General features: G+C 49.5%; 19 protein-coding genes and 1 tRNA gene. 9 read left to right on the forward strand and 11 right to left on the reverse strand.

Going from position 1 to position 23,310, the window contains the following annotated elements; genetic code table 11:
• Positions 1 to 54: 54 nt before the first annotated feature.
• A complete protein-coding gene (locus AC2CG4_RS17240; RefSeq protein ID WP_484487448.1) occupies positions 55 to 1,251 on the reverse strand; it encodes an AraC family transcriptional regulator in 1,197 nt (398 codons plus the stop codon).
• 287 nt (positions 1,252 to 1,538) lie between these two features.
• On the opposite strand from AC2CG4_RS17240, the gene AC2CG4_RS17245 reads away from it, so the two are divergent.
• From AC2CG4_RS17245 to AC2CG4_RS17270, 6 genes are all read left to right on the forward strand, one after another.
• Complete coding sequence (locus AC2CG4_RS17245; RefSeq protein ID WP_484487449.1) at positions 1,539 to 4,766, forward strand: galactose-binding domain-containing protein; 3,228 nt, start codon at positions 1,539 to 1,541, stop codon at positions 4,764 to 4,766.
• Between the two features lie 264 nt (positions 4,767 to 5,030).
• Positions 5,031 to 8,624: a discoidin domain-containing protein gene (locus AC2CG4_RS17250; RefSeq protein ID WP_484487450.1), complete on the forward strand. Its 3,594-nt coding sequence runs from the start codon at positions 5,031 to 5,033 to the stop codon at positions 8,622 to 8,624.
• Between the two features lie 129 nt (positions 8,625 to 8,753).
• The gene (locus AC2CG4_RS17255) at positions 8,754 to 9,413 is read left to right on the forward strand and encodes a PEP-CTERM sorting domain-containing protein (protein WP_484487451.1); all 660 of its coding nucleotides are present in this window, start codon (positions 8,754 to 8,756) and stop codon (positions 9,411 to 9,413) included.
• A 58-nt stretch (positions 9,414 to 9,471) separates the two neighbouring features.
• Positions 9,472 to 10,218 (forward strand): hypothetical protein, encoded by a 747-nt coding sequence (locus tag AC2CG4_RS17260; protein WP_484487452.1) that lies wholly within the window; start codon positions 9,472 to 9,474, stop codon positions 10,216 to 10,218.
• A 2-nt stretch (positions 10,219 to 10,220) separates the two neighbouring features.
• Positions 10,221 to 10,598, forward strand: coding sequence for a GFA family protein (locus tag AC2CG4_RS17265; RefSeq protein ID WP_484487453.1), 378 nt, complete (start codon positions 10,221 to 10,223; stop codon positions 10,596 to 10,598).
• Between the two features lie 2 nt (positions 10,599 to 10,600).
• Positions 10,601 to 10,930: a hypothetical protein gene (locus AC2CG4_RS17270; protein WP_484487454.1), complete on the forward strand. Its 330-nt coding sequence runs from the start codon at positions 10,601 to 10,603 to the stop codon at positions 10,928 to 10,930.
• A 55-nt stretch (positions 10,931 to 10,985) separates the two neighbouring features.
• On the opposite strand, the gene AC2CG4_RS17275 is transcribed toward AC2CG4_RS17270, so the two are convergent.
• The gene (locus AC2CG4_RS17275) at positions 10,986 to 11,180 is read right to left on the reverse strand and encodes a hypothetical protein (protein WP_484487455.1); all 195 of its coding nucleotides are present in this window, start codon (positions 11,178 to 11,180) and stop codon (positions 10,986 to 10,988) included.
• 226 nt (positions 11,181 to 11,406) lie between these two features.
• Here AC2CG4_RS17275 and AC2CG4_RS17280 point away from each other — a divergent pair, with 226 nt between their 5' ends.
• Entirely contained in the window at positions 11,407 to 11,997 is a 591-nt protein-coding gene (locus AC2CG4_RS17280) for a transglutaminase-like domain-containing protein (RefSeq protein ID WP_484487456.1), read from the forward strand.
• Between the two features lie 40 nt (positions 11,998 to 12,037).
• Positions 12,038 to 12,523, forward strand: coding sequence for an arsinothricin resistance N-acetyltransferase ArsN1 family B (locus tag AC2CG4_RS17285; protein WP_484487457.1), 486 nt, complete (start codon positions 12,038 to 12,040; stop codon positions 12,521 to 12,523).
• A 4-nt stretch (positions 12,524 to 12,527) separates the two neighbouring features.
• On the opposite strand, the gene AC2CG4_RS17290 is transcribed toward AC2CG4_RS17285, so the two are convergent.
• From AC2CG4_RS17290 to rnr, 5 genes are all read right to left on the reverse strand, one after another.
• Positions 12,528 to 13,655 (reverse strand): helix-turn-helix domain-containing protein, encoded by a 1,128-nt coding sequence (locus tag AC2CG4_RS17290; protein ID WP_062062541.1) that lies wholly within the window; start codon positions 13,653 to 13,655, stop codon positions 12,528 to 12,530.
• A gap of 117 nt (positions 13,656 to 13,772) precedes the next feature.
• A complete protein-coding gene (locus AC2CG4_RS17295) occupies positions 13,773 to 13,952 on the reverse strand; it encodes a DUF3012 domain-containing protein (RefSeq protein ID WP_484487458.1) in 180 nt (59 codons plus the stop codon).
• A gap of 235 nt (positions 13,953 to 14,187) precedes the next feature.
• Positions 14,188 to 15,840, reverse strand: coding sequence for a chitinase (locus AC2CG4_RS17300; RefSeq protein ID WP_484487459.1), 1,653 nt, complete (start codon positions 15,838 to 15,840; stop codon positions 14,188 to 14,190).
• 410 nt (positions 15,841 to 16,250) lie between these two features.
• Positions 16,251 to 17,003: a 23S rRNA (guanosine(2251)-2'-O)-methyltransferase RlmB gene (gene rlmB, locus AC2CG4_RS17305; RefSeq protein WP_484487460.1), complete on the reverse strand. Its 753-nt coding sequence runs from the start codon at positions 17,001 to 17,003 to the stop codon at positions 16,251 to 16,253.
• A 153-nt stretch (positions 17,004 to 17,156) separates the two neighbouring features.
• Positions 17,157 to 20,081 (reverse strand): ribonuclease R, encoded by a 2,925-nt coding sequence (gene rnr, locus AC2CG4_RS17310; protein WP_484487461.1) that lies wholly within the window; start codon positions 20,079 to 20,081, stop codon positions 17,157 to 17,159.
• A gap of 163 nt (positions 20,082 to 20,244) precedes the next feature.
• Between rnr and AC2CG4_RS17315 the strand changes: the two genes are divergently transcribed.
• Positions 20,245 to 20,329: transfer RNA gene (locus AC2CG4_RS17315), tRNA-Leu, on the forward strand.
• Positions 20,330 to 20,554: 225 nt separating this feature from the next.
• On the opposite strand, the gene AC2CG4_RS17320 is transcribed toward AC2CG4_RS17315, so the two are convergent.
• From AC2CG4_RS17320 to AC2CG4_RS17335, 4 genes are all read right to left on the reverse strand, one after another.
• Positions 20,555 to 20,839 (reverse strand): HigA family addiction module antitoxin, encoded by a 285-nt coding sequence (locus tag AC2CG4_RS17320; protein ID WP_484487462.1) that lies wholly within the window; start codon positions 20,837 to 20,839, stop codon positions 20,555 to 20,557.
• A gap of 192 nt (positions 20,840 to 21,031) precedes the next feature.
• Positions 21,032 to 21,262: an AbrB/MazE/SpoVT family DNA-binding domain-containing protein gene (locus AC2CG4_RS17325; protein ID WP_484487463.1), complete on the reverse strand. Its 231-nt coding sequence runs from the start codon at positions 21,260 to 21,262 to the stop codon at positions 21,032 to 21,034.
• 450 nt (positions 21,263 to 21,712) lie between these two features.
• A complete protein-coding gene (locus AC2CG4_RS17330; protein ID WP_484487464.1) occupies positions 21,713 to 22,417 on the reverse strand; it encodes a hypothetical protein in 705 nt (234 codons plus the stop codon).
• On the reverse strand, positions 22,414 to 23,142 hold the full coding sequence (locus AC2CG4_RS17335; RefSeq protein WP_484487465.1) for a hypothetical protein: 729 nt from the start codon (positions 23,140 to 23,142) through the stop codon (positions 22,414 to 22,416). Before AC2CG4_RS17335 ends, AC2CG4_RS17330 begins: the two co-directional genes overlap by 4 nt.
• Positions 23,143 to 23,310 lie beyond the last annotated feature (168 nt).

The raw sequence follows: 23,310 nt of genomic DNA on the forward strand, positions 1-23,310 counted from the left end.
TCCAGTAAGTGAAGACTTTGGCCGCCTGCGGGCGGCCTTTTTATCGACTGTTGATTAAGACCTATGGATCCCCGCAAGCGGGGATGCCGACTCTCGTTTTAAATCGATGGCTTGTTTTCGATATTCCGAGGGCGTCATACCCACCATTCGTTTAAAAAACCGGTGAAACGCCGATTGGCTGTTAAAGCCGGACTTGTAGAGTATGTCCAGCACCGTATCACCTGCGCACTCCGGCGAAGCCAATAGGCGCTTGGCCTCCTCGACCCGCTGGCTATTGATGAACTCGAAAAAATTTTGCTGATAGTGAGTATTGATAATGGTTGATAACTCGCGAGGTTTTACCCCGATCTGCTCGGCAAACCGCTCCAGATTAATCTGGCTTTCCAGATGCAAGCGCAATTCGCCAATACCCCGCTCCACCGCCTGCAACTTGTCATCCACCTGAGGGATTTCCTGCAGGCGATCTTTTTCAGGTTCCGTTATTGCCACCAAATCCTGCTGCACTAGCTCGCGCGTATTGCGCCAGCCGAACAAAAACAGGGCATTAATCAACAGCACCGTTAAGTAGTTATTGATGATGCCGAGCAGATCGTTGGTCTCGCCACTTACATAGCCGCCTAAAAAATAGGCGATAAATGACCAGAGCCAGTGGATAAAAAAGCCCCCCAACACCAAGTCGGCCAGACGCAACTCACGCTCGGAAATAGTGGAATACATCTGTTTGAGCTGTTGGCGCAACCGATATTCGGTGTAGAAACAGGCGAACACATAGATGAGCGGGGAGCATTTCACCAAAAACCAGACAAATGCCAGCGCTGCGCGATCACCCCCTGAAAGTGACTCCCAGTGCCAGGGTAACCAGTCATAGATGCTCAGGTCGTAGGCAAAAATCACCCCCACTGCCAGCAAGGCGGGCAGCAGATGAATGCCATGGCGCCAGTGCCGCAAGTCGATTTCTTGTGATAGGGAACGCAGATAAAAGAACAGCACCGGCCCCTGCAATAGCAGGCACGCTGATAGCAAAGCAGGTATCCAGGGGTAACTGGCAATCGCCATGGCTTGGAAGCTGGTATTCCAGATGATCAAGGTGGTGCTGAGCGTACCCACCACCAACAGGAAAAAAATCTGTAGCAGCCACCGTGGTTGCCGCCGGCCACCGGGCAGTACTCCCAGGGCAATGCAGAGCAACAAAGTTTCCAAAATGGTCAAGGCAATGACCACTTCATGCAGATTCAACAACAAGCTTTTCATTATTTTTATGCTCCGGCACTTCGCAAGCTAATTAGGTTGCACAACCCATGGATCCCCGCATGCTGGGGTGGCGACTCCCTACTGGGGGGGGAATTATCGCCGCAATCACCGCTGTTCAACCTGTCCCACTTTGCGATTTCACTAAGTGGGGCTTCTCAGTTTTATACAAACCGCAAAAAACAGGAGGAATACTGACCCGCCTAGATGAAATAGTAGCCTGCATGCGGTGGACTGACACTGCAGATATAGAAAACAAAATGCTAACAATAACGATACGAGAGGCAAAAATGAAAAAACTCGCCAAGTCTGGCCTGCTCCCCCTTGCATTAATTTCATCCGGATTCTTACTCACTCAGGCTGCTCAAGCACAAACCTGCGGCTGGAATCAGGTATGGAAAGATGATTTCAACGGCACCGCGCTTGACCGCAATAACTGGTCGCTGGAGGTAAACGGCGATGGCGGCGGCAACGGTGAATTGCAGTACTACACCGACCGCCCCGAAAACATGTGGGTCAGCGGCGGCATGTTGAACATCAAAGCGATTCGCGAAGCCTATAACGGCAAGAGCTGGACCTCTGCCCGCCTGCGAACCAAAAATGCGCAAGACTGGACCTACGGCAAAATTGAAGCGCGCATGCGTGTGCCTAAAGCATCGGGCACTTGGCCAGCATTTTGGATGATGTCTACCGAATCCCAGCGCGACAGCCACGGTTGGCCGAACAACGGCGAGATCGACATCATGGAAGCGGCGGGCACCCATGAGGATATCAGCGGCACATTGCACTACGGCGCCTACTGGCCGTACAACGGCAACACCGGCTGGCCAAACCCTGACAATTTAATCGCTCCCGAAGCTGGTCGCAGCAAAACCGACTTCCATACCTATGCGGTCGAGTGGTACGAGGATCGCATGGTGTGGTCGATTGATGGCGTGCCCAAAATTTCCAGCTCGCGCACCAAACTCGACGGGGTAAACCCGGTGCGCTCCAATTGGGATTCGTTTTATAACCGCCCCTTCCACGTGATCCTCAATCTGGCGATTGGCGGCTGGTTCCCCGGTTTCCCCGATGGCAGCGAAGCGCCGGAACAACTGATGCAAGTCGATTACGTCGCCGTCTATAAAAATGACGATAGTTGGTCGGTTGAGGGCGACACCTATGTCTATCGCGGTGAAAACTACAAAAAATACCGCATCGATGGCCCCGCCAGTGCCAGCTATAACTGGTCGGTGCCCGCAGGGGTGACCATCCTCGCGGGTCAGGGTACCCGTGAAATCATTGCATCTATTGGCAACACGGCACGCTCCGGAAATTTCAGCGCAACCTTCAACTCCGGTTGCAGCCTCAAAACCGTGAGCAAGCCAGTAACTATCGAACAAGGCCGCACTCAAACTCTCGCCAGTTATGAAAGCGGGTTAGGGCTTACTCACCTGCAAAACGGCGTGGCTATGGGTGCAGGCGCGATTGTTAACAACCCAGCGCCGGGTGCCGTCAATACCTCCAGCAAAGTGCTGCGCTATGTGCGCGATGCGAGCCAACAGTGGGACAACCTCAAACTCAGCGGTTTTGGCAAGCTGAACGCGGGCGAATTGCGCTCTGGCCGCGCCAAGATTTTTGCCGATATTTACTACCCGGCATCGGCCACTAACCTGCTCGGTAAAGAGATCGGCGGCGGTTTGGAAAACAGCGCCGTAGTCAGCACCACCCCCAGTTGGGATGGCAATACCGGTCGCCTCGCACGCTTTAAAGGCACCATCGGCAAAGCCGGTGAATGGCATACGGTTGAGATAGGTTTTACCGGCACACCGGATTCAGGCATAGCCGCCAGCCAAGCCGATAACCTGGTATTGATGGTGGAAGCGGGCTTTAATCGCCCTGCCGACTTCTATCTGGATAACATCCGTATCGTCTGGCCGGACAATGGTTACACCATCAAACAAACCATTGCCAACTTTGACGGCACCAGCAATGGCGCAATCAAAGCGGCACCCTACACCAGTGGAGTACGCTCGATTGTCGCCAATCCGGCGCCGAACGCGGTCAATTCATCGCCAAATGTGCTGCGTTATGTGCGCGATGCGGGCGCCACCTACGACACCCTCGCCTTTAACGGAATCACCGGCATACCCGATGCGCTGGACGCACAACACGGCATGGTGCGGGTAGCAGTAGATGTTTACACCACCGCGCCAGTGGGCACGATTATCTCCATGAATCTGGAAAACGAGCTGCAAGTGAGCGCAGTAACTCCGGCAGATTGGCAAGTCGGTCGCCACAGTTTCTACCAAACCGAGACCACCAAAACCGGTCAATGGGAAACCCTGGAGTTTAACTACAACTTCGCGGCCGCACTGGGGGATTGGGCGAATAACAAAGCCTCTGCGCCTTTCACCGGTGTCGATCAATTGATCTTCCTCATCACCCCCGGCGTGGCCAGTACCGGCACCTTCTACTTCGATAACTTCCACGTAATGGCCTACAACAAAGATGCACCGGCCACTGCAGGCAGTTCATCGTCCAGCAGTTCGGTCGCCGCACCATCCAGCCTTGCCAGCAGCAGTAAAAGCTCAACAGCGCCGAGCAGCGTTGCACCGTCCAGTACGGCGCCATCTAGCACCGCTCCTTCAAGTACAGCTCCGTCAAGCGCAGCACCAAGCAGCTCCAGTACAGCCGCGTGCAGCAACTGCCCACCGGTATTGGTATCCCAAGGTCGCACCGTTACTGCCAGCACCGCGTTAACCGCAGCGGCGAATGCAGTAGATGGCGATGGTGGCACCCGCTGGGAGTCTGCGCACGCAGTTGACCCAAGCTGGATCATGGTGGATTTGGGCAGCACCAAAGCACTGAGCCAAGTGGTGATCGATTGGGAAGCCGCCAACGCGGCCAACTATCAAATTCAAGGCAGCACCAACGGCATGAGTTGGACCAATTTAAAAACCGTCACCGGCGGCACCTTTGGCACCCGTACCGATACTCACGCGGTGAGCGGCAGCTATCGCTATGTGCGCATTTACGGCACCGCGCGCAGCACCGGCAACCAATGGGGTTATTCCATCTGGGAACTGAAAGTCTACGCCCAAGGCGCGCCAGCAAGCAGCTCAGCGGCGAGCTCAAGCTTGGCACCGGCTGCACCGCTGAATATTGCCAGCGCCACGGCCAGTACCGCACTTACGCCAGCGGCTAATGCGATTGATAAAAACAGCGGCACCCGCTGGGAGTCTTACCATGCACTTGACCCAAGCTGGCTGACGCTGGATTTGGGCAGCGCCAAAAGCCTGAGCAGTATCGCGATTGATTGGGAAGCCGCTAACGCCGCCAACTATACAGTGCAGGGATCAAACGACAACACCAACTGGAGCACCCTCGCCACCCGCACCGGCGGCACCTTCGGCGAGCGCACCGACACACTGAACATCGCCGGCAGCTATCGCTATGTGCGTATTCACGCTACTGCGCGCAGCGCGGGCAACCAGTGGGGCTATTCCATCTGGGAAGTGCGCGTGCTGGGCTGGTAATCCTAACCACCTTCGTCATACCCGCTTGCGGGTATCCATAGGTTTTCACATCAAAAGCTGGACTCCCGCTCGCGGGAGTGACGATGTGTTTATAGCGCAGATCGCGCCAAGAACAACAAGCTCCCTCTCTCTGTTTCCACTGACCCGGTGGAAATAGAGGCTTTTTCACCCGGCATTGGCCGCGCCTGCTGCCAGTGCCAGGGTGATTTTTTTAACGGGTCATCAACTCCTTAGCTAATAAAAAATAATTCCCTTGGAGGAACTATGCATTTCCTACTACAAAAACAACCACTTACTGCGGTAATCATTAGCCTTGGGTTGGGCGCAAGCGCGGCACAAGCCCAAACCGCCTACAACGACCCCTGGTGGGCCAGCCCCAACAACAACACCAGTTTTGTCGACCAATTCGATGGCGTAAACATCAACCGCAACAAATGGCTGGTGGAAAAGAACATCTTTGTGAACGGCGAAGATATAGATTATCAAGACGTTGAATATCCCGCTGCCGACTGGACCTTCCGCGTTGGGCAACCAGATGCTGGCGCAAGCGATGGCAAAGTACTAAACCTCAAAGCGCGCTATATGGATGGTCAGATTCAGGACTACTACGGCGGCACGGCCGGTCAGGGCAAACCCCTGTTTATCCGCGCCGGTCGGATCGAATCGCAAATCGCCGATGACTCCACCTTTGTCTACGGCAAGTTCGAAGCGCGCATCAAAATGCCACCAGCACGCAACGGCGAATTCCCCGCTTGGTGGCTACTGGGTAACTTCCCCGATGTAGGTTGGACGGCTTGCCAGGAACTGGACATCATTGAGTTCACCGGCGCCAACGCCAGCAAAGCACCACAGACCCGTTGGTCAGCGCCCTATCCGGCTTACGGTGGCAATCCGTTCGGCACCACTTACGCGCAATTGGGCCTTAGCCCGAGCGACCAGTACGTTACCTACGGGGTGATCAAAACCCCGGAATATGTCGAGTATTACATCAACGGCGTGAAAACCTTTACCTGGTCAAAAGCTGAGCGCGGCGATCAGCCCTGGCCCTACCTCACGCCCATGCGCATGATCCTCAACCACGCCATCACCCACGTGGAATGGCCGGATGTGGGCAACTACAACAAGTTCAGCACCAACGCGAATGTAGCCAACAAAACCGGCTACACCCGCACCACCAACGGCGTGACCGAGTACGAGTACATAGACACCGCGGCCATGAACACCAATATCGGCCGCGCCGGTACGGATTTCCTTGTGGATTACGTTGCCCATTGGCCACTGCCCACTACCGATAGCTGGCACAAGTACATCGACGAGAGCAAATACAGCTTCTTCCGCCCGACTAACAACACCAAAGGCTTCTATTCATTGAAAGGCTGGATGGCACCCGTGTCGGTAACGGCCGATGCTTACTTGCAAGAAGGCGATAACGCCTACCGCGACAACAGCGCCAAAAACGCGGCCGATGGCTATGTTGGCTCCAAGTGGGCAACCCCGCGCGATGACAATATGCACTCGGTCACTATCGACTACGGAGTGGATAAACCGATCAAATACTTCTGGATTGAGTGGAGCTGGAACCTGCCCAAGTCCTATGACATCTACGGCAAAACCTCCACCGGCAACTGGGAGTTTATCCGTACATCGGATCAACAAAGTGTCGGCTGGGCGACCCATACCTTTGATGTAAACAAGACCTATCGCTACGTCAAACTGGTCACCAAAGGCCGTATCGATAAAGCCGAGCCAATCTGGCTGCTGGAATTCAAAGCCTTTGAAGATGTGGCCAATGTCTACCCAAAACCCGCTGGCACCGCACTGGTGGATCGCGCCGTTAACATGCTGGGCAATGGCAATTTCGCCACTGACCTGAACGGTTGGGTGGGTGAAAACTATGACGGTTCCGGTGCGGCCTATGCTGCTATCAACGGTGAAGCGCGCATTACGGCCGCCAACCAAGGCACTGGCGCTGGCTCTTATCAATTGCACACCCAGAGCTTCGGCCTGAAGCGCAACTATCGCTACCAAGTGAGCTTCCGCGCACGCGCTGCATCGCCGCGCAATATTCAAATGCGCCTGTCAGAAGACCAGCTGAACCCATCGGCGGCCGGTACCTATCTGTTACAAACGGTCGCCCTTGGCACCACCATGACCAACTACAGCTTCAATCTGGACTTCACCGGTGGCGATAACGCTGGCCGCCTCGCCTTTTTGTTTGGCGCCATGGGCAATGCGACCACCTTTATCGATGATGTGGTGATTCGTGAAATCGCCTATATCGGCTCCGGCGATCCCTTGGTTCCAGCAATCAGCGCCACTAATTTCACCGGCGCCAGTACTGGCTGGGAAACTGAATGGTGGGGTGCTGCAGCGCGCGCTGTGGATGGATCTACTGGCAACAAAGCCAGTGGCAAACCCGGTGTGGCAGACAATCAGGATCTGTGGGTTAGCGTCAATATCGACCCCAACTATGAAGTGAAAGAAGTGCTGGTAGCGGGCGATAAATCCGCGCCACGCAGTTTGGCGCAGTTCAAAGTGGAATACGGCACCGCCAACAACACCATGATCAACTGGACCAACAGCAATAACGATGGCACCTATGAAAGCTTCAGCAGCTTTAGTGCTTATCCTCCTGCTAACGAGCGCAATTTCCGCTTCTGGTTCCGCCCACCGGCAGGCCAAGTAGTCGAAGTCGCCGATGTGCAATTGATGGCGGTAGATTTAAAACCGCACCGCATTTACACCATCAATCTGGATGGCGCAGGCAGCATCGCTCCGGCAGGCACACTTCGCTACAGCAAAAACAATACTGACTCGGCGACTTACACCTTCACTCCTCCCGCAGGCCAGCAAGTGGCAAACGTGATTGTTGATGGCGTTTCGCTGGGCGCAATGAACAGCTACACCTTCAACGCGATCTCTGCGAGCCACACCATTGCAGTGTCGTTCACCGGTTCGGTGCCAGCCTCATCGGTTGCCAGCTCCAGTGCGCCGTCATCTACACCTTCAAGCATGAGCAGCTCTAGCGCTCCCGCTGCGGTATTGGTATCGCAAGGTCGCCCGGTGACTGCCAGCACCAGCATGATGCCAGCAACCAACGCGGTCGATGGCAATGCCGGTACGCGCTGGGAGTCCAACCACGGCGTAAGCCCGAGCTGGATCATGGTAGACCTCGGCTCTAACCGCAACCTGACCTCGGTAGTGATTGATTGGGAAGCCGCTAACGCAGCGGATTATCAAATCCAGGGCAGCACCAACGGCACCAGTTGGACCACTTTGAAAACGGTCACGGGCGGCGCCTTTGGCAACCGCACCGATACCAACGCCGTGAGCGGCAGCTATCGCTATGTGCGTGTGTACGCCACCGCGCGCAGTGCGGGCAACAACTGGGGCTACTCAATTTTCGAATTGAAAGTCTATGCACAAAGTGCGGCAGCGAGCAGCAGCTCAGCTTCCAGCACGGGCACGCCTGCGCTCTTAACGCCGGTGAGCGCCACTGCAAGCACGGCCTTAACCGCAGCGAGTAATGCGATTGATAAAAACGGCGGCACCCGTTGGGAATCAGCACACGCGATTGACCCAAGCTGGATTACGTTGGATTTAGGCAGCGCAAAAAATCTGACCCAAATTGCCATCGATTGGGAAGCGGCAAACGCGAGCACTTATAGCGTTCAAGGTTCGAACGACAATGCCAACTGGACCAACATCGCCAGCAAAACTGACGGCACTTTTGGTACGCGCACCGACACGCTCACCTTAAACGGCAACTACCGCTATGTGCGCATTAACGGCACCGCGCGCAGTGCAGGCAACCAATGGGGCTATTCAATTTGGGAGGTGAGACTGACCGGGTTTTAATTAACAAAAAATATTGTTTAAAGAAACAGTTTCAATTTATTCGGTCATACCCCGCCTGCAATATTTGCAGGCGGTTTTTCAACAACTAAAACAGCACTATCAAAAATCAACTAGAAGGACGAAACAATCATGCACAAGACCAAATCACTTTTATTATCCAAATCCTTTTTATTATCCAAGTCATTTTTGTTATCAACGTTACTGACACTTGGCCTCAGCAGTGCAATCAGCAGCCAAGCTGCGGTCATTACATTTGACGATTTACCTGCAACCGAATTGGATGCAATTCCCGCTGGTTACAACGGTTTTACCTGGGGTGAATATTTTTTAACAAACGTATCCTACGTGCACAAAAACACCCTGCCCGGCACCGGTTTTGAAACGGGTGTTGTCTCAGGCGATTACGCTGCGTTTAATTTTCTCGCCACCACCAGCATCATCAGCGGCGCGCAATTTGATTTTAACGGCGCTTATTTAACGGCAGCCTGGAACGATGGTTTGAATATTGAAGTCAGCGGTTTTTTAAACAACGCGCTGTTGTTTACCCAAACCGTCATCGTCAATACCAGCGCCGCTCAGTGGTTTGATTTTAATTTCCTCGGCATCAACTCCCTCAGCTTGCGCGCCTGGGGTGGAACTTCTATTGATGGCACCCAAGGCAATGACTTTTTTGTAATGGACAATTTCACCATCAACGAACCCACTTCAGTGCCCGAGTCATCCTCACTGCTATTGTTACTGCTCGGCATCGCCGGAATTGTAGTGGGCCGCAAAACCCAAAAAGCCTAATCAACAACAATTTGAACGTCCCTGCTTTGCCGCTACCAAGCGATTGGTAGCGGCGTTTTTGTTTTTGGGGTTAGAATGCCACCACCTATATCTGTCACGGATAAATGCAATGTGGAAGCCACTACTAATTATGTCTGCGTTATTTATCGCAGCCTGCAGCAGCACAAAAGTTCATGTTTACACATCGGGAGTTGACCAACACACCCAACAGCAACTGCTTCAATCGTTAAACAATGCAGGTTTCAAGGCTCATCAACAGACAACGCCAATGCAGCCCCTCAAAGAAGGTGCTTACATCATTTACACACCCAACTCTGGTTCAACGCAGATCAACCAACAAATTGAACAGATTTTAAAATCATTAAATTTACCTGCGCCCGAATCACGTCTGTTTAGTTTGGGCGAAGGAATTAGCGCACACCGATATACCAAAGGAAATATCGGCCTCTATGTGATCGCAAACACCACACAACCAACTGATAGCTTAAAAAAAATATTTGAAGAGAGTAGCATTCTGGATTGGGAACTTGGTTCGATCGGCTGCACTAAAAATTACATTCTGGACATCATGGGCGATAGTAAAATTTACATAAGCACACTGGACGATGGCACAGAAATAGCCTCACTCAACTGGAAAACCCAACATAAGCAGTTAGTGCTGACGAAATTATTTAAACGCTACGTTTACGATATCTCAGAAGAAAATAAAACCATAACACCGACTCAACAGTATCCTGAGCCATACGGCTGCCAATTCCGCAGCAACTTTGATACTGTCGTGCACGTAAAAAATATCGGGGATTAATAATGATCTATCAAGGCAGCTGCCATTGCGGCGCGATAACATTTGAAGTGGAAGCATCCGACGAAGTAGAAGTTGAAAACTGCAATTGTTCGATCTGTAATATGAGCGGGTTTTTACATTTGATTGTGCCACAGCGCAATTTTCGGCTGATCAGTGGTGAAGACAATCTCACCACTTACACCTTCAATACCGGTGTTGCCAAGCATAAATTTTGTAAAACCTGCGGTATCAAACCGTTTTACATCCCACGTTCAAACCCGGACGGTGTGGATGTAAATTTGCGCTGCTTAACCACGCAACCAAAAACGGTAAAAATTGTGGATTTTGATGGGCAGAACTGGGAGCAACATGCACACACTGTTGCGCATAAGAGTCGTTAATTATGGTCTCTACTTATCTAAAGCTATTTATTATCGGCTGTATTTTGGCAACTGGATTTATTGGTTCATACCTGATTTATCGCAAGCGGTTACACCCTCAGCTATGGTGGAAAATTTCACTGAAAGCTCTCGCTATTGGCATTGCGCTTTCGTTTATCACTTGCTTAGGCACCAGTCTATTTCTCTTTCTGGTAGTATTGTCTATTGCAGCTATTTTGTATTTAGCTGATGCAGCACAACAAGATGAAAACCTTGAACACATGCTGGTAGCGACTCTTGGTGGTCTATTGATTGGCCTAATTAATCTGGGAAGCATACTGCTCTGCTGCTAACCCCAATCTTCGAACGGATATTGCCCGCATTCCGTTACACTCCATGCAGGCTACGTCATGACTTGTAACCAAGAATCCGCGAAGGCAAAAACAATAGCGCACGTAAAAATGCAAAAATCGCCTCAAAGGTAATTCCAATCAGGCGAAACGGAATCGAGATTAACCAAACAATAGGCCAGAGCAACAACGCGAGCAGCGCCAATGGCCAGCAGACAACCCATAACAATAACCAGCAGATAAACGTCAACATACCCATTCCCCTTGCGTGCCACGATTGTTGGCTTAGATGCGGATTGCAGCTATTTGGATTCAGCTAATCGTTATTTAACTCCAAGAGGCCTGAGCCTTTGGCACAATTAGCTTATTTTTGACTATTTTTTGGCGCAATTGTGGCGCGATTAGTGTAATTGCGCCAATATCTGGCGCAATTAGTTTGAGCACGCTAAATAACCCACACAAAGCCCAAGGACTTAAAAATGCAGGCAGCAGACACCTCATTAACCCCGTATCTCTCAACCAGCTATTACATCGATTTTGATCACCCGCTTGTTAGCGACAAAGCACAGCAATTAGCGCGCAAACATCACGGCGAACTGGAATTAGCTAAAGCATGCTTTGAGTTCGTCCGCGATGAGATTCAGCACAGCTGGGATTTTCGTAAAAACCCGGTGACTTGCAAAGCATCAGATGTGCTGATGCACCGCACAGGCTATTGCTACGCTAAAAGCCATTTGCTGGCGGCGCTATTGCGGGCCAACAATATCCCTGCAGGATTGTGCTACCAAAGGTTGAGTGTCAGCATGGGGGGGAGCCCCTATTGCTTGCACGGGCTAAATGCTATTTATTTAAATAATTTTGGCTGGTATCGGGTCGATGCAAGGGGAAATAAACCTGGTGTCTCAGCACAATTTTACCCGCCAGAGGAAAAGCTTGCCTTCACCGTCAAAGGATCATTGGAAAGAGACCTTCCCGAAATATGGGCAACCCCCATGCCACGGATTGTCGAAACACTGGAAAAATACTCAACCGTAACAGAAGTCTACGAAAATTTGCCCGACATAGATTAAGGCGAATTATTAACGTTGAAAAACTACTTAAGGAATTATCATGCATATCCGCCACTACACCCCCAGTGATGCCGCAGCGATTTGCGAAATTTATAATCACTATATCGAACACACGGTTATTACCTTTGAAGAAATTCCACTCACCCTTGCACAAATGCAAGAACGTATTGCAGCTTATACCCAGCTCTACCCTTGGTTGGTATGTGAGGACGAAGGCAAGGTGCTTGGTTATGCTTACGCAAGCAAATGGAAGGAGCGAATTGCGTACAAACACACGGCAGAAATTACCGTGTATTTAAAACACGACACAACCCAAAAGGGTTATGGCAGCGCGTTGTACAGCGAATTGATCGCGCAGCTGAAAACCAAAGGCTGCCATGTTTTGCTCGGGTGCATTGCGATCCCCAACGAGGCAAGTGTGCGCTTACATGAACGTATGGGCTTCGAAAAAGTTGCGCATTTTGCTGAGGTGGGGCGCAAGTTTGATCGCTGGTTGGATGTGGGCTATTGGCAAAAAACCTTGTGAAGGGCTACTCGCCCTTCTGCCGAAATTCAGTTGGTGTCACGCCAACCATGCGTTTAAAAAAGCGATGAAAAGCTGAGGGGCTGTTAAAACCGGATTTATAGATAATCTCTAAAATGGTTTCATCTTTTAACTCTGGCAATACCAATAGGCGTTTGGCCTCTTCCACACGATAGCGGTTGATAAACTCAAAAAAATTCGATTGGTAATGCATTTTTAAGATTGCGGAGATGTCACGCGGTTTCAACCCTATCTGCTCCGCAAAACGCTCAAGATTGATATTGCTCTCCAAAAATAATTTGTCCTCGTTCATCGCCTTTTCGATAATTTCAACCTTGTGGTCCATTTTAGTGGGCTGCACCGGTTTGGCCACAGGTACCACATGTACGCTGAGCAGTTGGCGAGTATTAATTAAACCAAATACAAATAAACCGTTGACCAACATCACCGTAAGATAATTATCGATAATGCCGAGCGTATCACTCACCGATGCGCTCACCATGCCTTCCAACAAATACGCAAGCAGCGACCAGAGCCAATGCAAACAAAAACCGGCCAGCACAACATCGGCCAGTTTTAATTCAGACATGGCGATATCGGAATACAAATGTTTTAGCTGTTCGCGCAATCTGTATTCCGCGATGACACACGCGATGATGTAACCTAATGGCGATAGCTTTACCAGCGCCCAGACAAATGCCACCACTGCATTCTCGGTACCAACTAACTCAGTTGCCGGTTGCCATTCCACACTATCAATACCAAAAAAAGCCAGCAATAGAACCGCAACCAATGCCGGCGCAAAATGCAACAGATTGCGCCAGCGTAGCAATACCATTTGCTGCGAAAGCGAGCGCAAATAAAAGTACAGCACCGGCCCTTGCAACAATAAACAGGCAGCGAGAATAGCGACCACAAAAGGCGTGTGATTAATCGCTGCTGTTTTTAAATCGCCATTCCATACAATCAGAGTGGTCGTTAGCACCAGTGCAATGAGCAGAAAAAAACCGGACAAAATACGCCGGGGCTGCAGATGTTTGGCGGGCAATAAATTTAATAAAGCAGCCAGCACACAGCACTCTACCGCCGTGAGCACCAGCACCAGGTCGTGGATATTTAGAAAGTTGGTTTTCATCAGGCCTTTCTCATCTAGGCACGGCCAATTACCCTCGTGGCAGGGCGCTCTCTTTGGCGGTGGATTCTCATTATAAAATGCAGTGGCCGTCTCACAAATCGATTGGCTTCGCCGGGCCTATTTGAATACACAATGTTTGGCGTAATCCTTGGCTTCGTTCATGGTGAGGTCACCCTTGGGTTTTTCCGCAATGCTTTTACACCATTCAGGGCTACCAACTTCAGGAGCGCAGGCAGATACCAAGTGAGCCAAGGCAACAACCAATAGCAATTTAACCATTCTTAAAAAAACGTGCATATAAAATCCAAATTATTTGAGTTGTATAGATATTGCACCAGCAGTGGGAGCATGTAATACATGGCTGAGTCAGGGCAGCCATGGAATAAAAATTCCAGTGCAAGGATAGCAGAGCCTGCCGCTAAAGAACCTATTCACCCTACACATAGGCGATTTTGGCCATAAAAAAACGCCCGCTGGATTAGAGCGGGCGTTTCGGTTTTACATAAGGGCTTTAACCCTCATCAGTGAACAACTAGGGCAATGCTTTTAAATGATTGCCAACTGGCACAGAGAAGATGCGGCCATCTTTTACATCCCAGTTGATTGACCAGGTCATCACGCCACGGAAATCCGCGTAAGCTGCCAGCGGCGTGTTGCTACCGCAATTGCTGCGTTTCACCAAACAATCGACCGCTTTGTTAATGTCCGCCGTTGTCGCTTGACCGGAACCGGCAGCGCGTGGGCCAGAAGGCAAACCGAGAGCGACTTGATCCGGGCGCAGACCTTTAAAGTTACCGGCTGTGCCGTTGGCCAGGGGGAAACCTTCGATCAACATACGCGCTGAAGCTACCATCATATCCACCGTACCGGCTTGATAGGATTGCGCCGCATAAGGTGTCGCGAGACCGCCATTGTTGTACAACTGCACGTGCAACAAATCCAATTCATTGCGCAATTGGTCGATCATCGGCAAGTAAGCCCCCCAGATTCCGGTGTAAGCCACATAACCACCTTGCACATAAGGATGCTCAGGCGCCATTGAGACATACAAATCAGGATACATTGCATGGAGCTGTTTGATCGCCGATACCATGTTGCTGATCACTGGCGCACCGTGCATTACACCGGCACCGCTTTCCAGATCAATGTCCACGCCATCAAAACCGTACTCATTGATAATCGCCGCTGTGCTGTTGACAAAATTGGCGAGATTGGTGGAATTGTTCAGCGTCACAGTACCTTTTTCACCACCGTAGGAGAGCACAATGTTTTTACCCTGCGCACGTTTAGCGGCGACATCGGCAATAAATTGCGCTTTGTTCAACGCTGGATCCAAACGGAATTCCACACTGCCATTGCCAGCGTCATCCACAAAGGCGATAACAATCACATCCCACGATGCATCAACATCGGCCAAACGAATTACACCGCTGCCGTTGTCAAAGTTGTGCCAGTAACCCACCAACGCATGTTTTGGCAGAGCTGCAGCGTCACCTGGAACACGGCCATTGCCGGTAGAACTGGTAGATGACTTACTCGAAGATGCAATGCTGGAAGGTGCAACAGAAGATGACGAAGACGATGATTTTGAGCTAGGCGCACTGCTTGAAATGCTACTTGAAACCGCGCCGCAAGATTTCACCAATTCCCACGCCTGCTGCCAGTGCGCGCCGGTACCGGGCGCATAAGCCCAGGCTGCGGTAGAGCCACACCAACCCGCGACCGTGCAGCGATACTCACTGCCCGCGTTCTGTACCAATTGGCCTGCGCTGTAGGCTGTGCCAGCAACGTACTGTGTGGACGCACAATTTCCCGCAGCAATTGAAGAGCTGGAAACAACAGCGACTGAACTGGAAGATTTTGAGCTAGGTGCAACACTGCTTGGCGCAGACGACGATGGCGCGACAGAACTCGGCGCAGAAGAAGCAACGCCTTCACAGGCGCCGAGCAGTGTCCACTCTTGCCATTGGCCGGAGTAACTGGCCGGGCTGTGCCCTTGCGACCACCAGTTGGCCTTATAGCCCTTGCCCGCTTCCTGTACTTGGGTTCCGCCGCCGTAGGCCGCGGTGTTATTCCATACTGGAAAACTGGAGCAATTTACTGCAAATGCGCTGGTTGATAAGCCGCTTACGCACAACGCGGCAAGTGCGATAACAGAATTTTTCGCTGACTTGTAAATGTTCATAGTCCCCTCACTCTCTTTGTATTTTTTGGACAAAAGATTACCGCAAAGAAATTGTGAAAATTTCTTTGGATTTTTTTGCTTCTATTGAGATTTTTTTGGGCGTCCCGTGGAGCAGTACTTATCTGGCTTTTTACAAAAACAGATTGGCCGTACTTTGGGAAACACACCAGTCCCGGTAACTCGTTACGAGCTCCTTCTGGTCGTTATCATCAGACTCATCCGAGTGTGATTTATTATTGTGGCGCAAAACACCTTATGACAACGTTGCCATATATATCACCCGCATCAACAATTGGCAATCATGTATATGACCAAAAGATGACGATTACACAAAATTTTTATTTCATTAGAATAAAAACTTTGTGTAATCGGGGAAAAATAACGGGGATAGATGATTGGGAAATAACAGATTATTGTGGGATCAAGTTGGCACGCTGGCGCACCGCTTCAAATAAACACACGCCGGTCGCCACCGAGACATTCAAACTGCTCACGGTGCCCGCCATAGGGATATTCATCAAATGGTCGCAGGTATCTTGCGTTAAACGGCGCAGGCCATCGCCCTCTGCGCCCATCAAAATACCAATCGGGCCGGTGAGGTTGCATTCATAAACTGACTGCTCTGCTGCACCCGCAGCACCGAACAACCAAATGCCTTTTTCCTGCAAACTTTTCAGCGTGCGCGCAAGGTTGGTCACCGGAATAAATGGCAGTACTTCCGCCGCACCACAGGCAACTTTGCGCACGATGGGCGTAATGCCGACGGATTTATCTTTGGGTGCGATAACCGCATGCACACCTGCCGCTTCCGCCGAGCGCATGCAAGCGCCGAGGTTGTGCGGATCAGTGACGCCATCGAGGATCAACAAAAACGCGGGCTCGTTGAGATCATCAATCAATTTGAATAGATAGGCTTCATCGAATGTTTCACCCGGCGTGCAGATGGCCACCACACCCTGATGATTTTCATCACCCACCAACTCGTCGAGCTTATTGCGATTCACCGTCTGGCAGTGAATAGCATTGCTTTGTGCAGCGCTAACAATTTTTTGCAGGCGCTGATCGTTGCGCCCCTGCACCATGTAAATTTCAATTACCCGTTGCGGAGCACTTTTTAGCAGAGCCTGCACTGAGTGCAGGCCAAAGATATGTTCACGTTTCAAAAAAATTACCTGATTATTTAGGCCTTTATACTCGCTTTGGTTTAACGCTCAGAGACCCGGGTTTCGCGCTCGCGCAAAATCCGGTCTTTCACTATATAAATTTCGCGATTCAAATTTTCATCCAAGACAAAGTTTTCACTGCGCAGCCAGCGATCAATTCTTTGTCTTAGCCTTAACCACCGGTCTTTTATCATTTGTCTTCTTAGCCCCAGTGACAGCCTTGCTTTTTGGCGCTTTTGGCGCAGGCGATTGAACTGTTGCTGGCGCTGTCTTGCTTGCAGCTTTCGCAGTTTTACGGCCATGATCGACCTCCCCTTTGGATTTTGTACTTGCCGCTTTAGGTGCGGACGTTTTCTTTACTGTAGCTGGCTTGGTAGTAGCTGCCTTTACCGCAGGAGCTTTAGGCACAGCAGCTTTTCTACTGGCGGCGGGTTTAGTGGCGGGAGCAACATCGGCCACTTTTTTCACCACGATCTTTTTCGCCACAACAGTTTTTACTACCGGTGCTTTTACTGTTGCTGATTTCTTCGCTACCGGTTGCGCAACAACCGATTTTTTGCCGCTGGTTTTCTTTTTAGTTGGCGATGCCTTAGCACTCGCCGATTTGCTGTTTTTCGCTTTGCCCACCGGTTTAGCGGCCAGTGGTTTGCTGAGCGTTTTAGTTCCAGCTACCTGTTTCACTACTATTTCTGCGGGCGATATTTTTGTCTCGCCAGCTGCTTTTCTTTCGCCGCCAGATTTTTTAGCGCTGCCGGATTTTTTACCCGCCTTTTTATCGGCGGCTGAAGCTGCGCCGCGTTTACTCGTTTTGGGTTTAACCGCCGATTTGGGGCGGCGAACCGCATTAGCTGATTCGAGTTCAAAATCGATCTTGCGATTATCAAGATCCACCCGCACCACCCGCACCACTAATTCATCACCCAAGCCAAATACTTTGCGCGTGCGCTCGCCCATTAAGCGATGTTGCGCTGGTTCAAAGCGATAATAATCGTGCGGCAGCGAGGTGATATGAATCAAACCTTCTACGTACAAATCATTTAGTTCAACAAACAAACCAAAACTGGTCACTGCACTCACGTGCCCCGCATACACAGCGCCCACTTGATCGCGCAGGTATTCGCACTTGAGCCAACTCACTACATCGCGGGTCGCTTCATCGGCGCGGCGTTCAGTGCGTGAACACTGCTCGCCAAATACCACCATGTCGCTCGCGGTATAGGGGTAAATAAATTTTTTCGGAATCGCTTTGGCAGTCTCAACACGGCGCACATGAGTGGTCGGTTCTGTGCCGCGCACCACCGAGCGAATCGCGCGGTGCACCAGCAAATCCGGATAACGGCGAATCGGCGAGGTAAAGTGCGTATAAGCTTCATAACCCAAACCAAAGTGTCCGTGGTTTTCTACTTGATACATCGCCTGACGCAGACTGCGCAGCATTACCGTCTGAATTAAATGACCGTCGCTGCGATCCTGAATCATCTGTAACAATTGTTGGTAATCGCCCGGGGTGGGCTTGTCACCCCCCGCCAATCCCAAACCTAATTCGGATAAATACGCGCGCAAATTCGCCAGCTTGGTTTCGGTGGGACCCTCATGCACACGGAACAAGCCAATCAAATTATGTTTTTCAATAAATTTGGCAGCACAAACATTCGCGCACAACATGCACTCTTCAATTAATTTATGTGCATCGTTGCGTTTAATCGGAACAATACGTTCGATTTTACGTTCTTCATTAAATTGGATGCGCGTTTCAACCGTATCAAAATCAATTGCTCCGCGTTCATCGCGCGCAACGCGCAAGCATTGATACAATTTATGCAGCAGTTCAAGCTGCGGCACAACGGCTTTGTATTCTTCGCGCAATGCAGCGCGCGCATCGCCTTCACCGGTGAGAATTTCGCCCACTTTGGTATAGGTCAATCGCGCATGGGAATGCATCACACCTTCATAAAATTGGTAGCCGGTAATGCGCCCAGCATCGCTGATATTCATCTCGCACACCATGCACAGACGATCGACATGGGGATTGAGTGAACACAAACCGTTAGAGATAGCCTCGGGCAACATAGGCACCACAAAATCGGGGAAATACACCGAGTTGCCACGCGCGCGCGCTTCAATATCCAACGCGCTTTCGACCGGAACATAATGCGATACATCGGCAATCGCCACGTATAAACGCCAGCCACCTTTGCGGCGCTCACACAACACGGCATCGTCAAAATCCCGCGCGTCTTCGCCATCAATGGTGACAAACGGCAAGTGGCGCACATCAACGCGATGCAACTTGTCCTGCTCTAATACCTCGTGGGATAAACGCGCCGCTTCCGCCAGCGCTTCACTTGGCCAAACACTGGGAATACCGTGCGCTTGAATCGCCAATTCGATTTCCATGCCCGGCGCCATATGGTCGCCCAATACTTGAATCACGCGGCCTGTGGGCAAGCGGTTTTTGTCCGGCTGCATGGTGATTTCCGCCACCACGATTTGCCCGTGTTTGGCACCGCCATAGGCGCCAAACGGAATCATAATGTCATGGGTAATACGCGGGTTTTCCGGGCGTACAAATTGCACGCCCTCTTCATTAAAAAAGCGCCCGGCCAATTGGGTGGTATTGCGCACCAGCACATCGACAATCGCGCCCTCTTCTTTACCGCGATACTGCTCGCCGGAGAGCCGTACAATCACTTCATCGCCATCAAATACTTTGCGCATTTGGCGATTGTGCAGATAGATATCTTCACCGCCATCCGCGCGGATCACAAACCCATAACCATCGCGATGCCCCTGCACGCGGCCGCGCACCACATCAATCTTATCGAGGCGCACATAGGCGTCGCGGCGGTTGCTGATCAACTGGCCATCGCGCGCCATCGCAATCAAACGGCGGCGCAGCGCCTCGATCTGGTCTTCACCAGTAAGCTTCAGCATCACACACATCTGCTCATGGGTAACCGGCTGATCGGCGCTATCGAGGAGGTCGAGAATGTATTCGCGACTGGGGATGGGGTTTTCGTATTTTTCGGCTTCGCGCGCGGCGAAGGCATCGCGGGGCGGGGCTTTACGTTTAGTCAATTGGGCATCCTATGATCAATATTGGCGGTTTTTAAACGTTCCTGGCGCTGTTGCCCCAATTATAGGGCAGCGATGATGACAAACCTACAAATAAAATCGCCAGCCTCGTTGACAATCCAAATCGCGCTAATTATAGTGCGCGACCTCAGCCAAGGCTGAGTACGCCCAGATGGTGAAATTGGTAGACACGCCAGCTTCAGGTGTTGGTGACGCAAGTCGTGGAGGTTCAAGTCCTCTTCTGGGCACCACTTATGAGTTTGGCAAGTTCCAAACTGTCGGGTCACCCATAAAATGTCTGAAAATGACACTTTATGCTAACAATTTGAAGCTGACATTTTATGCTTCAAATTGTTAGGCAGGTGAATTTACTCCTCTCTTTGCTTTTCTTCGTTAAAAAATTTCCTTTAAAAACAAAGCCATCTCAAATAGCTAGTAAATTAAGCATTGTGGGCACATTCGCTCGTGAACAATTTTTAAAACTTTATTGACTCGCAACCTGACAAATCTGTTTTTAATTTTGCTTCCCACAAATCAAAATTACGCTGCATTGCAAGCCAGCTTTCAGGGCTTCGCCCTAACACTTTTGAAAGCTTCAAGGCCATAACAGGGGATATTCCGGTCTTTCCATTTGCCAAGCGACTAAATGTAACGGGATTTACCTGCAGTCTGGCGGCAACCTCGCATGAATTTAATGCGTTAGACTGTAAATATACTCGTCTTATAAAGGCGCCAGGGTGCTGTGGACTATACTGCTGCATTAGGTGCTCCTCACTATTCAGGATACGGAAATATCCATTGTCTAATTTGAAAGCCACAAACTAGATTTTACCTACTGTGGTTTTACAATTATTTTCGCCCCACCGCAGAAGGATATTTATAACGCTAAATCTGTAAGGCAATACATCCGCTAACGAATGCGGATTTAGTAGGTCAGCGCAACACATCAATATCTAGCGCGTTGGATGATGCATAACACTCGCCAGTGAGTTTTCATCACTTATGTTGTTAATTTCCTGCACGCCCTTTAAAAATCCTTTGGACGAGCCAACGGTTTTTTTCACAACAGAAATAATGCCCTTCCGATCAACAAAGACTGACACTTCATCACCAGGCTCAATGCCCGCTAAGAGACACAAATCGACAGGCAATGTAACTTGCCTTTTGGAACTTACTTTCGACATAAGCACCTCTTTAAATATTGGCTCACCCAATCAAATGCGAAATTCAAGAACCAGATTTGTTGGTATATGGAAAACCATACCGCAAGCCTATAATTCTAGAGAAAACAGACAACTTAACCAACCCTCCCAGTGGCAGTTCGGCCAACAGCAGAAGTTCGCGGCAAATCAACAGCTGGCTTCTGATTGTCGCTTTAAATGTCAATCACTACCGCTGCTTGCTATCCAAGCTCTATTTTGGAGTGCAGGCAAATTTCATAACTTGTCAATTCGCACGCAAATAGTTTTGGCTCTGCATCCATTATTTTCTTAGCTTTTTCCGTGTTTCCATTGAATGGCTAATCAGGCTCTAGTAAAACCTTACCTGTTCTTACGTCAATAATTCCAAAATTTCCGAAGTCTGCGCAACCGCTACCACCACAAAAATGATGTACAAAATTACGCAGCTGATTTTCATTTCTTGCCAAAAGGAGAGACTATCTCTTTAACCATTTCCTGTATTAATTGTTCATCCGTCTCGGTTGAATCACCCCAGTCTGTTTTGATGGCTAACCGTACTAAGGGGATATATTCGCGATTGGTGGGTCTTATTATACAAGTAGATGTTTTCCCATCAGCGTTATACATAATTACTTCCATGGAGTTATCCTCTCGATTTAAATTAACTCGAATTCCATTTTTATGTCCATATGTCCGCTTATCATAGAGAGCAAATTGCCATGCATACATCCGAAATAGCCCATTCGACAGCTCGATAAATAGATTTGCTATGTCTACATAATCTTCTACCACTGTTCTGGATGGAGATACAAACTCGTGCTCAAGCAAATTTCTTAATTTATTTATCCTTGTAAGAACCCTAGGCGCGACCAAACCTACTTCTTTTATTCGTTCGATTTTAGCAGGAAAATGCTTTTCTTTTTTCAAAGAAAGCACTTCAATGATTGCTTCAATTTGGCAATCGACAGCCCTCTTCGCGTTGGTTAACGCATTAATATTGCCACGAAGATCATCCATCAATAGATCCTTCTCTGCAATTTCGAGAAAATATTGGGCGTGGATCTCAAATGGAAAGTCTAAATCAGTAAATGACACCCTTTCATAATAATCTAAAGGTTGATTATAACCCGTCAGAAACTCCTTCAAATGTGTAATCATCTTAACTTATCACTCATGAGTACTTCCTCGTATAACTCTCTAAAAACTCTTACTGGATCGATTTCCCATAAACTTAACTTAATGAAAGCTCGCATCAAAGGAATGTATTCACCGTCAACACTTTCAACCCGATAATTCATAATTTCAGAGTAATCCAAAACCCCTATTACTTGGATATGTGCTTTTCCTTTATCATGAAATAACATCTTATAGCCGTGTTTCGCACTTCCCAACCAACTGTTTCTATTTACTTTGCCCCAGTCAGGCGTTTCTTCATGAAAAACCATCTCGAAATCTTGAAAAAAATTGCACATAAATCTTTTAGTTGTCTTCACAAAGAGAACTGTTATGTCAAGTTGGTTTTCTAATCTTTCCTTTTTTTCCACATCGCTGCCGTTTTCTCTATCGTTACTTAATTCCCTAATCTTCATTAAGATCCGTGGAGCTAAAATTCCCAATTTATTTACAACTGCAATTTTTTCCTCAAAAGAGTTTGGTGCGATTATTCCCAGCTTACTTAATAAAGAAAAAATCTGAATATCTATTGCCTTAATCAGAAGTTGATGAATCTCAAAGAAACTATCAGTGGTTGATAAAAAATTTTCTGCCTTGTGAAGCAGAATCTCTGATTCAATTGGGGAGTCATCTATTAAGCTACCTAGCCCGCTTAACCCGTAGTCAGTCAGTTTGCTCACATTTTCTCTTAAAAAATTGCCTAGTTTCATGAATCAGTGTTTCCATCCTAACGATATAGAATTTATTAATGAGGGATCTTTAGAGAACTTTGGCATCTATATAATTTTAATGTTTAATTTAATGACCAATCACAAAACGTACCAGCGTCTTAAAATTTGGATTAGATTAATCACATCGCATAACGGCTAAAAGCGGGC

It is taken from the genome of Cellvibrio sp. ATLC23, from assembly GCF_057196725.1.

Excerpts from the sequence above, each read along its gene's own strand:
- AC2CG4_RS17240 (WP_484487448.1), bottom strand. The coding sequence starts at position 1,251 with ATGAAAAGCTTGTTGTTGAATCTGCATGAAGTGGTCATTGCCTTGACC.
- AC2CG4_RS17245 (WP_484487449.1), top strand. The coding sequence starts at position 1,539 with ATGAAAAAACTCGCCAAGTCTGGCCTGCTCCCCCTTGCATTAATTTCA.
- AC2CG4_RS17250 (WP_484487450.1), top strand. The coding sequence starts at position 5,031 with ATGCATTTCCTACTACAAAAACAACCACTTACTGCGGTAATCATTAGC.
- AC2CG4_RS17255 (WP_484487451.1), top strand. The coding sequence starts at position 8,754 with ATGCACAAGACCAAATCACTTTTATTATCCAAATCCTTTTTATTATCC.
- AC2CG4_RS17265 (WP_484487453.1), top strand. The coding sequence starts at position 10,221 with ATGATCTATCAAGGCAGCTGCCATTGCGGCGCGATAACATTTGAAGTG.
- AC2CG4_RS17270 (WP_484487454.1), top strand. The coding sequence starts at position 10,601 with ATGGTCTCTACTTATCTAAAGCTATTTATTATCGGCTGTATTTTGGCA.
- AC2CG4_RS17275 (WP_484487455.1), bottom strand. The coding sequence starts at position 11,180 with ATGTTGACGTTTATCTGCTGGTTATTGTTATGGGTTGTCTGCTGGCCA.
- AC2CG4_RS17280 (WP_484487456.1), top strand. The coding sequence starts at position 11,407 with ATGCAGGCAGCAGACACCTCATTAACCCCGTATCTCTCAACCAGCTAT.
- AC2CG4_RS17285 (WP_484487457.1), top strand. The coding sequence starts at position 12,038 with ATGCATATCCGCCACTACACCCCCAGTGATGCCGCAGCGATTTGCGAA.
- AC2CG4_RS17290 (WP_062062541.1), bottom strand. The coding sequence starts at position 13,655 with ATGAAAACCAACTTTCTAAATATCCACGACCTGGTGCTGGTGCTCACG.
- AC2CG4_RS17295 (WP_484487458.1), bottom strand. The coding sequence starts at position 13,952 with ATGCACGTTTTTTTAAGAATGGTTAAATTGCTATTGGTTGTTGCCTTG.
- AC2CG4_RS17300 (WP_484487459.1), bottom strand. The coding sequence starts at position 15,840 with ATGAACATTTACAAGTCAGCGAAAAATTCTGTTATCGCACTTGCCGCG.
- AC2CG4_RS17320 (WP_484487462.1), bottom strand. The coding sequence starts at position 20,839 with ATGCAGCAGTATAGTCCACAGCACCCTGGCGCCTTTATAAGACGAGTA.
- AC2CG4_RS17325 (WP_484487463.1), bottom strand. The coding sequence starts at position 21,262 with ATGTCGAAAGTAAGTTCCAAAAGGCAAGTTACATTGCCTGTCGATTTG.
- AC2CG4_RS17330 (WP_484487464.1), bottom strand. The coding sequence starts at position 22,417 with ATGATTACACATTTGAAGGAGTTTCTGACGGGTTATAATCAACCTTTA.
- AC2CG4_RS17335 (WP_484487465.1), bottom strand. The coding sequence starts at position 23,142 with ATGAAACTAGGCAATTTTTTAAGAGAAAATGTGAGCAAACTGACTGAC.